This is a genomic window from Roseofilum reptotaenium CS-1145 (assembly GCF_028330985.1).
Classification (GTDB): Bacteria; Cyanobacteriota; Cyanobacteriia; order Cyanobacteriales; family Desertifilaceae; genus Roseofilum; species Roseofilum reptotaenium.
Genome location: NZ_JAQMUE010000105.1, coordinates 1 through 12,831 on the forward strand (window position 1 = coordinate 1; position 12,831 = coordinate 12,831).

A 12,831-nucleotide genomic window follows, 5' to 3' on the forward strand; every position below is an offset into this window, starting at 1 on the left:
GTTCCGATGATCCTGGAAGTAATTTTGGTGAACCCGGTTCCGATGGTCCTGGAGGTAATTTTGGTGAACCCGGTTCCGATGATCCTGGAAGTAATTTTGGTGAACCCGGTTCCGATGGTCCTGGAGGTAATTTTGGTGAACCCGGTTTCGATGGTCCTGGAGGAGATCGCGCTCCTGCTCCAGACCCAGATCCGCAAGAGAGATCGCAACCCCAAGCTGGCCCTGAACCCGCAGAAGACCAACCTGGCCCCCGACAACCTAGTGCTCAGGGAGAAGAAGGCCAGGACGCTGGCCAACCCAGCCCAAATGCTCCTGCCGCTGACCGAGTTGCTCGTGTAGAAGGGTTGAGAGAGGCACGAGCCAATGTGCATACGGAGATAGATGCTGGCTATTTCAATGATGCGGTGTTATCCATTGATGGATTATTTAGTGATGAATTATCCGTTTATACTGGAGAAGAATATGAAGTTGATGAGAATCTTCAATCTGTCGAAAAATTCCAAGAGCGTCTAGCTGAAATTGAGGAACTGACTGGCAAAACAACTGTGATTTCTTATGTGATCGCTCGACCCGATCAACTGGATTTAATCTTAGTCACTCCGAGAGGAGATTCAATCTACACCAGTGTTCCAGAGGCAAAACGAGAGGAGTTACTCGAAGCGATCCAAAACTTCAGAGGCGAATTGACCAATCCTCGTAAACGCAATAGCACCAGTTATTTGCCCTATGCACAAAAACTCTATCAATGGTTAATTGCACCCATAGAAGATCAGTTAGAAGAGGTTGGAGCAGATGTTTTAGTCTTCAGTATGGATGTGGGATTGCGATCGCTCCCTGTGGCAGCTCTGCATGATGGCGAACAATTTCTAGTAGAGAAATATAATTTGGGATTAATTCCTTCGCTATTGCTCACCGATACCCGATACCAATCCTTAGAAAATGCCGAAGTCCTAGCCTTTGGAGCCTCTCAGTTTAGTCAACAAGCACCTTTACCCGCAGTTCCTATCGAGCTGGATACGATCACGAAGGATTTATGGAGAGGCAAATCCTTTTTAAATAACGACTTTACCCTCAATAACTTGATGTCTCAACGCCAGTTTTCCCCTTCGGCGATCGTGCATTTAGCAACCCATGCTGAATTCAAGCCTGGATCTCCTCAAAATTCTTATATTCAACTGTGGAATGAACAACTGACCTTAGATAATTTAAGAACATTAGGATGGGATAATCCCCAAGTTGAACTTTTGGTGTTAAGTGCCTGTCGTACCGCAGTTGGCGATCCATCCGCAGAGTTAGGATTTGCAGGATTGGCCGTACAAGCGGGGGTGAAAACGGCTGTAGCGAGTCTTTGGTATGTGTCTGATGAGGGAACATTAGCCCTGATGACCCAATTCTATGATTACTTGAGGAATGCCCAGCTTAAATCCGATGCTCTCCGAGAGGCACAGCTTGCTATGCTTAGGGGTCAAGTGAGTATTGAAGGAGGACAATTACGGGCCACTCGAGGTGGAAATGTTTCTCTACCTTCGGTATTAGCCGATGTGCCAGAGCGACATTTAGCCCATCCCTATTATTGGTCGGGGTTTACGATGATTGGTTCGCCTTGGTAATTGGAGTATTATATTTGATGGCTGAGGGAATGACACAGAGGTGTTAAAAGTTAGCTTAATCTCGAAAAAAAGAGGATAGAATGTGGCATTCTATCCTCAAAGACAGGAATCTATGTGGGTCATCCATCCCTTTTCCGGTAAAATGGGGTCTCTATTCGTATCTTTCCAGAAGATGACCGTTAGCTGACTGAGTAAACAGATGTCTGAAGTCTCTAAACCGGCTGGATCGCTAGTGATTATTGGGGGGGCACTCCGGTATAATAACCATGAAGTTTGGCAGCGAATTGTGGAATTATCCGGGGGAAAAGGGGCTAAAATTGCAGTTTTTCCCACAGCAAGTCGTAATCCTCAAAAGACCAATTATACAGTTAATGCTTTAAATGAACAGGGTGCAGAGGCGATCGCCATTCCGGTGGCGGTAAAAAATCGTGATGTAGATTACCGAAAAGCCGTTTATGACCCCCAACTGTTAGCTCAAGTTCGTGAATGTAATGGAGTTTTTTTCACGGGTGGAGATCAGTCCTATATTACCCAAGCTTTGTATGCAGAATCGGGTGGACATACCCCTATGCTCGATGTCATTTGGGAGATTTATCGTCAAGGAGGAGTGGTTGCAGGAACCAGTGCGGGAGCAGCGATCATGAGTACTACCATGTTTCGCCATCCTCCTGATATTTTAGATGTGATGAAATTTGGGGTTCACTGGGGAAGAGAAATTAATCGAGGGTTAGGCTTTATTGGCCCAGATTTTTTTGTCGATCAGCATTTTTTAGTCCGAGGACGGTTAGGGCGATCGCTCGTCATTATGCAAACTATTGGTTATAAACTGGGATTTGGTATTGATGAAAATACGGCTCTCGTAGTGCAAAATGATGAAGCCGAAGTCATTGGCGATCAAGGGGTGCTAGTAATGGATTTATCAGAGGCCTATGATGACCCCAAAATCCCCGAATTCAATCTTGATGGCATTCGACTCAGTTATTTAGGAAAAGGCGATCGCTACCACTTGCAAACCCAAAAAATAAGCTTAAGCCAAATTAAGTTAAATGGTGATAAAATTGACCCGAACGATCCCTATTTTCAGCCTTATATGAGCGGCGATCGCTTCTACCCCGATTTATTAGCTCATAGCGTCCTTGATGATCTCCTTGCTCACCTTATTGATAGTCAACAACAGGAAGCGATTGCTCTAGCGTTTAACCCCTTATCCTCAGATCGCAAAGCCTGTCTAGGTTTTAAGTTTACATTTTGGAAAGGACAAGATAGTCTAGGATATTACACGGGTGCATTGGGCGTAACGAGCTACACAGTTTTAAACATCTATGCTGCGGTAAAACCCATACAGATGAAACCCGTTTTATATGACGAACTGAAGTCACCTTAGATGTTAAAAAGCCCTTTAGAAGTTGGTCGAATTGCTCAACAAAAAAAACGTCGCCAAAACCTGTGGATCGAATTAGGATTGGTCATTGCTATTGCCCTAATCTTAATGATCCTCATGCCGTTTATCCTGCCTCCCTTTCGGTTAAACCTATTGGGGCGATTTCTAGCTTTAGCTATTGTTGCTCTCGGTATCGATGTCATTTGGGGCTTCACGGGACTGTTGAGTTTGGGGCATGGTGTATTTTTTGCCCTGGGAGGTTATGCGATTGCCATGCATATGAAACTACAAATTCCTCCCGACTCCAGTATTCAACTGCCCGAATTTATGACTCTCTATGGAGTCACAGAACTTCCCTGGTTTTGGGAACCCTTTGGCCCCTTTCCAATCGCTGCTTTAGCCGTTATCTTGGTTCCGGCATTATTAGGAGGATTTTTAGGTTATTTAGTCTTCCGAAATCGCATTCGCGGAGTTTACTTTTCTATCCTCACCCAAGCCTCAACCATTGTATTCTTCAACTTTTTCAATGGTCAACAAAAACTGATTAATGGAACTAATGGCCTCACCGACTTTAAAACTCTCCTGGGCTTTACTGTCAACGACCCGAAAACTCAAGTCGGATTTTATCTGATTACTATTCTCTTTTTAGCCCTAACTTATGCCCTGTGCCGTTGGCTGACAAGCGGTCGCTTCGGTCGTCTCTTAATTGCTATTCGCGATGATGAAAGTCGAGTGCGTTTTTCTGGTTATAACCCGACCGGTTACAAAGTTCTCGTGTTTGCTATTTCTGCTGGATTAGCTGGATTAGCTGGGGCCTTATTTACCCTACAAACCGGTATCATTTCTCCCAAAGCGATGGATATTGCTTTCTCAATTGAAATGGTGATCTGGGTTGCTGTGGGAGGAAGAGCGAGTTTAGTCGGTGCAATTTTAGGGGCGCTTTTGGTTAACTTTGCCCGCAGTGGATTAAGCGAACAATTTCCAGAAATTTGGCTTTTTTTCCAAGGAGCATTATTCTTAATTGTGGTGATGGTATTGCCTAGTGGGGTTGTGGGGTGGTTGAGAACCGATGGCTGGAATTGGATACAAGCACGTTTGGGCAACACAACCGTCGTGACTTATCCCAGTTTAGACCAAGACCCGGAAGTGCAAAGAGAGCGGGAACAGTTTGAAGAAAAATCATGAGCAACGCTATTCTAGAGATTGAAAATTTAACTGTTGATTTTGATGGCTTTAGGGCGCTGAATCAACTTAATTTTAGTATGGAACCCGGGGAACTTCGGGTGATTATTGGTCCGAATGGAGCGGGAAAAACTACGTTTCTAGATGTGATTACAGGCAAAACTCAGCCCACAACCGGACAAGTTCATTTCAAAGGTCTGAATACTCGCCGTTTAGCTGAACATCAAATCGCCCGTTTAGGCATTGGTCGCAAGTTTCAAACCCCACGAGTTTATCTGAATCTCACCCCAAGGGAAAACCTGGAACTAAGCTGTAATCCTAATAAGAACGTATTTTCGACGCTCTTGAGTCGTCCTCCAGGGAGCGATCGCCAGCGCCTGAATCACCTGCTCGATATTACCGGACTTTCCCTGAAGGGCGATATTCAAGCGGCTCTCTTATCCCATGGGGAAAAACAACGCTTAGAAATTGGCATGTTAGTCGCCCAATCCCCCGATCTTTTATTAGTCGATGAACCGGTTGCGGGGTTAACTGATGAAGAAACGGAACAAACCGGAGATTTATTACTGAGTTTAGCTGAAAGTCACTCTATTATTGTCATTGAGCATGACATGGAATTCGTCCGCCAAATTGCCCGTAAAGTCACCGTCTTACACCAAGGTTCTGTACTTTGTGAAGGCTCCATAGAAGAGGTGCAAAACGATCCACGGGTGATTGAAGTCTACCTCGGACAATCAGAATCAGACGATCCGAAGTCAATAGATTCGCTATAAAGCAGGACATCACAGATCATAGGCGATCAATCTAGACAGTTTCCCCATTACCCCTTACCAGCTTGAAGCACTATAATCATGAACCAAGACCTATCCTCCCAACCCATTTTAAAGGTATCTGGCTTGAATGTTTATTATGGAGAAAGTCATATTCTACGGAATGTGGACTTAGGAGTGAAACCGGGCCAAATGGTCTGTTTAATTGGTCGTAATGGGGTGGGGAAAACGACCCTGCTCAAGACCATTATGGGAGTGTTAAAACCTCGCAGTGGCGATATTTATCTAGAAAAGCAAAGTATTGTCGGTCTGTCCCGCGATCGCCGCGCTAAACTCGGTATTGGGTATGTGCCCCAAGGTCGGGAGATTATCCCCAGAGTCACCGTCAAAGAAAACCTGCTCCTAGGTTTGGAGTCTGGACGTGCAGGGAAAAAGAAGGAGATCCCCCCCTATATTTACGAGCTATTTCCCGTCCTAGAGAGCATGTTATGGCGCATGGGAGGGGATTTGAGTGGAGGACAACAACAGCAATTGGCGATCGCCCGCGCTCTCATGGGCCGTCCGCAACTCCTGGTTCTTGATGAACCAACTGAAGGCATTCAACCCTCGATTATCCTCGAAATTGAAGCAGCCGTGCGTAAAATTATTGAAACGACAGGGATCTCTGTACTCCTGGTTGAACAGCATCTGCACTTTGTCCGTCAAGCTGACTGGTATTACGCCATGCAGAAAGGGGGGATCGTTGCCTCCGGGCCAACTGAAGAACTCAGTCAAGATGTGATTCAGGAATTTCTAGCCGTTTAGAGAAACGACCAGACTAAAATGGCGATCGTCACTATAAACGCAATATGATTAATCCAATCATCAGAAGTCCAGTCTTTAAACATAATCAGTCTTCATTTAAGGTCTAGAGTCTACAGCGTAGATTATAGCGCTCTGTGATAAGTTAGGGAGGAGATCCTCTAGCAATAGGCAATAGGGAAAATCTGATTTTCCCCTTTTCTTAAACTCCTTAATATTATGGCGATTGAAATTGAACGCAAATTTCTAGTAAATGGGGAAAGTTGGCGTGGATTAGGTACAGCCACCCACTATCACCAAGGTTATATTCGCACTCAAAATCATCAGACCGTTCGTGTGCGGATTGCTGGCGATCGCGGCTACTTAACCCTGAAATCCTTAGCCTCTGGGTCTTCTGGCATTCATCGCTTAGAATATGAATATCCAATTCCCTTAGAAGATGCTCAGGAAATGCTAGAGTATTTGTGCGATCGCCCCCAAATCGACAAAATTCGCTATACCCTAAATTGGGGTGGCATGGTTTGGGAAATTGATGAATTCGCTGGAGAAAATCAAGGATTAATTCTGGCAGAAGTTGAACTCGCCGATGCCAATCAAGACATTGAATTACCCGAATGGGTCGGTCAAGAAGTTTCCGAAGATCACCGTTATTTTAACTCTTATTTAGCGAACCATCCCTATAGTCAATGGAAACCTTAAGGAATACCCTAATATTCCAAGTTTTACCCGACTCGATCGATCAATAGTATGCAAGCGGAAAAGCCTGAATCTCACTTAGATGTCAAGAGGGCACGATCGCAGTGCATCAAAAAGCCCAGAGAACGGGGTCATATTCTAGGTAATCTGTAACGGTGGAGCCGATCGCCTCAATCTCCTCTAGTTCTGCCTCAGAAAGCTGTATTTCTGCGGCGATCGCGTTATCTTGCACTTGTTGGACATTGCGAAAACCGGCGATCGCATGGGTGCGCGGTTGAGCCATGACCCACGCCAGAGCCAGTTGTGCTAAAGTACACGCTTTTTGAGCAGCGATAGGGCGTAATTGTTCTAGGGCCTGTTGTACTCGTTGGTAGTGATCTCGATTGACAAACAGCTTGTTTTTCGCCCGATGATCGCCAGGAGGAAATTGATGATCCGGACCGAATTTACCCGTGAGTAATCCTTGGCAGAGGGGAGAATAGGCAAGAATTGACCAATTCTGCTCGATGCAATAGTTTTGAATTTCCCCTTCAATGGCGCGCCAAAACAGGGAATAGGGGGGTTGTAAACTGTCAATGGGGCCATATTGCCGTGCTTCTTCCATTTGCGCCACAGAAAAATTAGACACCCCGATCGCCCGAATTTTGCCCTGTTGCTTTAACTCGACCATGGCTTGCATCGTTTCGGCGATCGGTACGATCTCACTTCCCCAACTGCCAGAGGGCCAATGCAATTGATACAAATCAATATAATCCGTTTGTAAATTCCTTAACGACTGCTCGCAGGCCGCGATCGCTGCATCATAGCGAAAATCACTCACCCATAACTTAGTCACAAAAACCATCTGATCTCGCACATCCCGCAACGCTCTGGCTACCAGACGCTCAGAATCCCCATTCCCATACTCGGATGCCGTATCGACCGTCGTTATTCCCGCCTCGAAACCCGCTCTTAGCCCTTCAATCAGCTCCTCCTCATCCGTACCGGCCCACATGCCTTTATCCGCTTGCCAAGTCCCCAGAATAATGGGTGTAATCTCAATCTCCGTATTGCCTAAAACATAAGTTTGCATGATTCTCCCTCCTTCACTAATTTAGAACCGGTTGTTTTCAGCAACTATGTCCTTCATTGTTGTGCTTTAGCGCAGCAACAAACCTAGTATTCTTAAGCGCGAGAAGCCCTCAATTGCCCACAAGCAGCATCCGCCTCTAAACCCCGCGAATAGCGCACACTCACCGCAATATGGTGCTTCGTCAAAATCTCCTGAAACTGCTGAATGCGCTGGCTATTGGGACGCTGATAATCAACTTCACTAATGGGATTGTAAGGAATTAAATTAACATGATTTTGAAATCCCCGTAGGAGGTGGGCCAATTCCACAGCATGTTGGGGCAAATCGTTCACGCCTCCCAATAAAATATATTCAAACGTAATCCGCCGGCCAGTAAGCTTAACGTACTCCCGACATTCATCCATTAATTGGGGCAGCGCATATCGCAGAGCGCTGGGAATTAATTTTTCTCTCAACGCTTGATTTGAGGCGTGGAGACTGACGGCGAGGGTAATTTGCAGTTGAGCTTTGGCGAATTGGCGAATCCGTTTGGCAATACCGACCGTAGAAACAGTCATTTGTCGTTGGCCAATCCCCACATCTTTATTTAAACAGTGGAGCGATTTTAAGACAGAATCCAAGTTGAGTAGGGGTTCACCCATTCCCATAAAGACAATATGACTGACGCGCCGCCCAAAGTCATTTTGTACCGTTAAGACTTGATCGACAATTTCGTGGGATTGGAGATGGCGGACAAATCCCCCTTTACCCGTAGCACAGAAATCGCAACCCATGGCACATCCAACTTGGGAGGAAACACAGACGGTGAGCCGTTTAGCAGTAGGAATACCGACGGTTTCAAGAATTTCTCCGTCTTGGAGTTGCAGGAGATATTTAATCGTGCCATCGGGGGCGATCGCCCGATAATGGAGCGTAGAACGACCGATATTAACCTGAGCCATTTCCTGTCGCCAAGCTTGGGGAAATACCGTAATTTCTGGCAGCGATCGCGCCCCTTTTTGATAAAGCCACTGGTGTAATTGGCGGCCTCGATAGGCAGGTTGCCCGCGATCTTGAACCCAAGTGGTGAGAGACTCTAAGGATTGACCGAGTAAGGGGGAGTCTAGAACAGGAGATGATATAACTGGAGAATTGATATTAGATGCTTTCGGGGAAAGAGACATTGATGATTGGTCTTGAGATTGGGTGGAATAGTTCTATTTTGCCCTTAGCCTTTGAATTTGCCTCTCCTGGCCCGATTATTTTCCAAATTGGTAATTTGGCGATCCGTTGGTATGGCTTGTTAATTGCTTCGGCAGTCTTGTTGGGAGTAACCTTGTCCCAGTATTTGGCTCAACGTCGTGGTGTGCATCCCGATGCGATCTCAGATGTAGCGATTTGGTTAGTGCTGGGGGCGATTCCTGCGGCGAGACTGTACTATGTGTTATTCCAATGGCCCAATTATGCTGACCGTCCAGGGGAGATCTTCGCTATTTGGAAAGGGGGAATCGCCATTCATGGAGCGATTTTAGGAGGACTGTTGGCTGTATTGATTTTTGCACGACTGAACCGGATTTCGTTTTGGATGTTAACGGATTTAGTTGCTCCGTCTCTAATTCTGGGACAGGCGATCGGGCGCTGGGGTAACTTTTTTAATTCAGAAGCCTTTGGTAAACCGACAGATTTACCCTGGAAGTTATTTATTCCCGTCGATCGCCGTCCCCTAGAATATGTTGAATTTGACTATTTCCACCCCACGTTTCTTTATGAATCGCTCTGGAATCTGCTAGTTTTTGCTCTGCTTCTGGCACTATTCTTTTATAGCTTAAACCGCAAACCGCCCCTGAAACTGGGTACGATATTTATGGTGTATATGATTGCCTATAGCCTAGGTCGGGTCTGGATTGAGGGACTGCGTACCGATAGCTTAATGTTGGCAGAGTTCAGAATTGCCCAGTTGGTGAGTTTAGGGGCAATTTCTTTGGGGGTTTTGGGCTTGGTTTGGCTTTATGGCTTCGATCGCCCGTTGCCGGATGTAGTGTCTACGACAGATAACAATGCCTAAATTGCAGCAAATGAGCCAAAAAAAGCCCCGGAGGCTAACCTCCAGGGGCTGGATCAGGGTGCATCTACCATTTCTTTATTCCCTTGAATCCCAAAACCGATCCGGAAGACTTGACCGATTTTTGTTCATTTGTCTGTTCATAACCTAGGAAAAGAGCACGTGGAATTCTTATTACGTCTATCTCGGAATATCGATCGCCTGAATGAGCGCATTGGCAGAGCGGCCTATTGGCTCACTTTGGTGATGGTCGGAGTCGGTTCTTGGAATGTCTTTGGACGCTATGTGGGGCGGGCAGTTGGGCAAAATCTTAGCTCCAATGCCCTTTTGGAAATTCAATGGTATCTGTTCGATTTGGTGTTTCTTTTAGGCACAGCTTATACCCTGAAACACAATAATCATGTACGGGTGGATGTGATCCAAAGTCGCTTAACTCCGAAACAAAAAGCCTGGGTAGATTTAGTGGGTTCCCTACTCTTTTTAATTCCGTTTTGTACGATGATTCTCTTCTATTCTACTGGGTCAGTTGTCAACTCTTGGAAACTGCTAGAAAACTCCCCCGATCCTGGTGGTTTGGTGCGCTACCCGATTAAAACCATGATTTTGGTGAGTTTTGGTTTACTGATTCTACAAGGAATTTCCCAAGCAATTAAAAACTTAGACTTTGTTGTCAACCACTCCGACAAAACCGACTAATAACCAGTTTTCCCTATTCTCGATTACCGATTACTAGCCCATTTGATGATAGGGTATTCACATTCTGTTTCCCCTCATCTGACATGGCTTTGGATTGGCTTGGCCCTCTTATGTTTGTCGGAGCGCTGTTTCTGCTGGCGATCGGTTATCCGGTAGCTTTTTCCCTTGGCGCTACTGCTCTTCTGTTTACCCTCATCGGTATGGCAGTGGGGACGTTTGACCCTATCTTGTGGTCAGCGATGCCCGAGCAGATTTTCGGCATCATGAAGAATTTTACCCTGCTGGCGATTCCCTATTTTATTTTCATTGGTTCGATGCTGGAAAAGTCCGGTATTGCCGAGAATTTGCTGGAAACCATGGGGATTTTGTTTGGCAGAGTGCGGGGGGGTTTAGCGATCGCCGTTATCCTAGTTGGAGCGCTTTTAGCTGCAACCACCGGAGTCGTCGCAGCAACCGTCGTGGCAATGGGTTTGATTTCTTTACCGACAATGCTGCGCTATGGGTACGATCGCTCCCTCGCTGCAGGAGTGATTACAGCATCGGGAACTCTAGGACAAATTATCCCCCCTAGCGTCGTGTTAGTGGTACTCGGAGACCAATTAGGGGTATCCGTTGGGGATCTATTTATGGGGTCATTAATTCCCGGTTTGTTGATGACCACAGCCTTTTTAATCCATGTATTGGTTATTGCTAATATCCGTCCCGATCTGGCTCCCCCCCTTCCGGCTGAAGTCCGCAAAGCGCCAGGGTTGGGAATGCGCGTCCTCAAAGTGATGATTCCGCCCATTTTACTGATCTTCATGATTTTGGGGAGTATCTTCTTTGGCATTGCCACTCCCACAGAAGCGGGTGCAGTGGGCTGTTTAGGGGCGATCGCCTTAGCCTCTGCCAATCACCAACTCACTTGGACCAGTTTGCAGGAAGTCTGCGATGTCACCTTACGCACCACTTGTATGGTGGTATTTATCTTAATCGGCTCCAAAGCCTTTAGTTTAGTCTTTCGCGGTTTAGGGGGAGAGCGTCTAGTCCGGGAATGGTTTACGAATCTACCGGGAGGAGCGATCGGATTTCTCATCATCAGTATGGCGATCGTCTTTATCCTGGGCTTTTTCATTGATTTCTTTGAAATCGTCTTTATCGTCGTTCCCATGTTTGTCCCCATCGCCCAACAATTTAACTTAGATTTGGTTTGGTTTGGCGTAATTTTGGGGGCTAATATGCAAACCTCTTTTCTCACCCCTCCCTTTGGCTTTGCCCTCTTCTATCTACGCGGTGTCGCCCCCCCAGAAGTGCGAACGGAGGAAATTTACCAAGGAGCTATTCCGTTTATTATTCTGCAATTAATTGTGATGGTGTTACTGATTCTTTTCCCTGGTATTGTGAGCTTTTTACCTTCGTTGAAGTTGTAATCCCATTTCTCTTTAAGCTTGCCACTAATGTATCCTGAGGAAACAAGGGACTTAGAGCAACCTATTAAGGGCATCTTCATAGAGAAATGGGATTAGGGCCAGAACACTAACCGTTGAATATACGGCTGCGCCATTTATTCAAGCGAGCTTCTCCAATAGTGGCGTAGCGTCGGGTTTCAGCAAGCTGTTCTTGCAACAAGGCAATCAGAGCTGATTGTGCATCTGCCTGTTGTTGCAGGGAAGCCGATGTCTCCTCAGAAGCAGAGACCACCGAAGAGCGCCAATCACTTTTGGCTTGTGTTGCTCCGATCGCCGCAAAGGGGCGTAAATCGGCCAATTGCTTTTGCAAGCGATCGATTTCCTCCGCTTGCTCCTGCATCCTTTGCTGCAAAGCCAGGTCGTTAGCGGCTTGCTCTGCTGTAATGCGTGTTGTCGTCATGAACTGATACTTAGGTCTGAGCACCTCTGCCAGGATTTCACTGACATCCTTGACCTTGAGCTGTCCATAGGGCGAATTTTGGATCAGGGCACGGGTCAATTGTGGTTTATTTTGAGTGGCCAAATCCTTATCGCTACTCGAAGCACTCCGCAGTAATTGCAACATATTCGTAAATTCCAGCATCGATTGCCCTGGCTGGGTGCGATAGCCCCGATAATAGGGTACAATGCTTTCCCCAAAGGTCGTCTGATACTCATCGCTATCCAAATAAGTATCAATATCGGCCTCAAACCCGCTCTGGTCCAAAACGGTGCTGTGGTAGCGCATTTCCTCGAAATTATCAGGCGCGCGTCCGAGTAGATGCTTAAAGTTCAGCTCGATTGCCCGGTATCGATAGCAATTTTCAAAGAAACGGGAACGATAGAGATCTGACTTGGCCACCTGGCGGACAAATTCGCGCACACTCAATTGTCCCCGTTTCAGTTGGGACTCAGGAACGGTAAGCCGCTCGCTTTCCATCACATGGGCATTGCCCAACACCTGGCGGTAAACTGCTCGGATCGCGATCTGGGCATCAGTATCCGAGAAACCAGAACACAGTTCAACCGGTGCGGTTTCCTTAAAAGGCTGGTATGCCTGATAGAATTGCGCCGATCGATCCTCTGATGGTGCGATAATCCCCATGGAATTCCTCCAACTTAATATAAAATGTGAATAAACTTTTGTCTGCTTAT

The 12,831-nt window shown here is 46.4% G+C and carries 12 protein-coding genes; 9 read left to right on the top strand and 3 right to left on the bottom strand.

Annotated features, from left to right (window positions below):
- From PN466_RS23430 to PN466_RS23455, 6 genes are all read left to right on the top strand, one after another.
- Positions 1-1,610 (top strand): CHAT domain-containing protein (locus PN466_RS23430; protein ID WP_271944544.1); only part of this gene is annotated, 1,610 nt, incomplete at its 5' end.
- A gap of 199 nt (positions 1,611-1,809) precedes the next feature.
- The gene (locus PN466_RS23435; protein WP_271944546.1) at positions 1,810-2,994 is read left to right on the top strand and encodes a cyanophycinase; all 1,185 of its coding nucleotides are present in this window, start codon (positions 1,810-1,812) and stop codon (positions 2,992-2,994) included.
- Positions 2,995-4,176, top strand: coding sequence for an urea ABC transporter permease subunit UrtC (urtC, locus tag PN466_RS23440; RefSeq protein ID WP_271944548.1), 1,182 nt, complete (start codon positions 2,995-2,997; stop codon positions 4,174-4,176).
- Positions 4,173-4,946, top strand: a complete 774-nt coding sequence (urtD, locus tag PN466_RS23445) for an urea ABC transporter ATP-binding protein UrtD (RefSeq protein ID WP_271944550.1) — start codon at positions 4,173-4,175, stop codon at positions 4,944-4,946. Before urtC ends, urtD begins: the two co-directional genes overlap by 4 nt.
- Positions 4,947-5,024: 78 nt before the next feature.
- Entirely contained in the window at positions 5,025-5,747 is a 723-nt protein-coding gene (urtE, locus tag PN466_RS23450; protein WP_271944552.1) for an urea ABC transporter ATP-binding subunit UrtE, read from the top strand.
- Between the two features lie 216 nt (positions 5,748-5,963).
- Positions 5,964-6,443 carry a CYTH domain-containing protein gene (locus tag PN466_RS23455; protein WP_271944554.1) on the top strand — a complete coding sequence of 160 codons (480 nt, stop codon included), beginning with the start codon at positions 5,964-5,966 and terminating at the stop codon, positions 6,441-6,443.
- 106 nt (positions 6,444-6,549) lie between these two features.
- Here the strand turns inward: PN466_RS23455 and PN466_RS23460 are convergent, their stop codons facing one another.
- Together PN466_RS23460 and rlmN are read right to left on the bottom strand one after the other, a co-directional pair.
- On the bottom strand, positions 6,550-7,512 hold the full coding sequence (locus tag PN466_RS23460) for an aldo/keto reductase (protein WP_271944555.1): 963 nt from the start codon (positions 7,510-7,512) through the stop codon (positions 6,550-6,552).
- A 92-nt stretch (positions 7,513-7,604) separates the two neighbouring features.
- Positions 7,605-8,675 carry a 23S rRNA (adenine(2503)-C(2))-methyltransferase RlmN gene (gene rlmN, locus PN466_RS23465; protein WP_271944557.1) on the bottom strand — a complete coding sequence of 357 codons (1,071 nt, stop codon included), beginning with the start codon at positions 8,673-8,675 and terminating at the stop codon, positions 7,605-7,607.
- A 2-nt stretch (positions 8,676-8,677) separates the two neighbouring features.
- On the opposite strand from rlmN, the gene lgt reads away from it, so the two are divergent.
- From lgt to PN466_RS23480, 3 genes are all read left to right on the top strand, one after another.
- Positions 8,678-9,556, top strand: coding sequence for a prolipoprotein diacylglyceryl transferase (lgt, locus tag PN466_RS23470; protein WP_271944559.1), 879 nt, complete (start codon positions 8,678-8,680; stop codon positions 9,554-9,556).
- Between the two features lie 159 nt (positions 9,557-9,715).
- Positions 9,716-10,249 (top strand): TRAP transporter small permease subunit, encoded by a 534-nt coding sequence (locus PN466_RS23475; protein WP_271944561.1) that lies wholly within the window; start codon positions 9,716-9,718, stop codon positions 10,247-10,249.
- Positions 10,250-10,332: 83 nt separating this feature from the next.
- The gene (locus PN466_RS23480) at positions 10,333-11,658 is read left to right on the top strand and encodes a TRAP transporter large permease (RefSeq protein ID WP_271944563.1); all 1,326 of its coding nucleotides are present in this window, start codon (positions 10,333-10,335) and stop codon (positions 11,656-11,658) included.
- Positions 11,659-11,764: 106 nt separating this feature from the next.
- On the opposite strand, the gene PN466_RS23485 is transcribed toward PN466_RS23480, so the two are convergent.
- Positions 11,765-12,781, bottom strand: a complete 1,017-nt coding sequence (locus PN466_RS23485) for a phycobilisome rod-core linker polypeptide (protein ID WP_271944564.1) — start codon at positions 12,779-12,781, stop codon at positions 11,765-11,767.
- Positions 12,782-12,831: the final 50 nt, after the last annotated feature.

Bases quoted from the DNA above. Each gene is read 5' to 3' on its own strand.
- PN466_RS23435 (WP_271944546.1), top strand. From the start codon at position 1,810: ATGTCTGAAGTCTCTAAACCGGCTGGATCGCTAGTGATTATTGGGGGG.
- urtC (WP_271944548.1), top strand. From the start codon at position 2,995: ATGTTAAAAAGCCCTTTAGAAGTTGGTCGAATTGCTCAACAAAAAAAA.
- urtD (WP_271944550.1), top strand. From the start codon at position 4,173: ATGAGCAACGCTATTCTAGAGATTGAAAATTTAACTGTTGATTTTGAT.
- urtE (WP_271944552.1), top strand. From the start codon at position 5,025: ATGAACCAAGACCTATCCTCCCAACCCATTTTAAAGGTATCTGGCTTG.
- PN466_RS23455 (WP_271944554.1), top strand. From the start codon at position 5,964: ATGGCGATTGAAATTGAACGCAAATTTCTAGTAAATGGGGAAAGTTGG.
- PN466_RS23460 (WP_271944555.1), bottom strand. From the start codon at position 7,512: ATGCAAACTTATGTTTTAGGCAATACGGAGATTGAGATTACACCCATT.
- rlmN (WP_271944557.1), bottom strand. From the start codon at position 8,675: ATGTCTCTTTCCCCGAAAGCATCTAATATCAATTCTCCAGTTATATCA.
- lgt (WP_271944559.1), top strand. From the start codon at position 8,678: ATGATTGGTCTTGAGATTGGGTGGAATAGTTCTATTTTGCCCTTAGCC.
- PN466_RS23480 (WP_271944563.1), top strand. From the start codon at position 10,333: ATGGCTTTGGATTGGCTTGGCCCTCTTATGTTTGTCGGAGCGCTGTTT.
- PN466_RS23485 (WP_271944564.1), bottom strand. From the start codon at position 12,781: ATGGGGATTATCGCACCATCAGAGGATCGATCGGCGCAATTCTATCAG.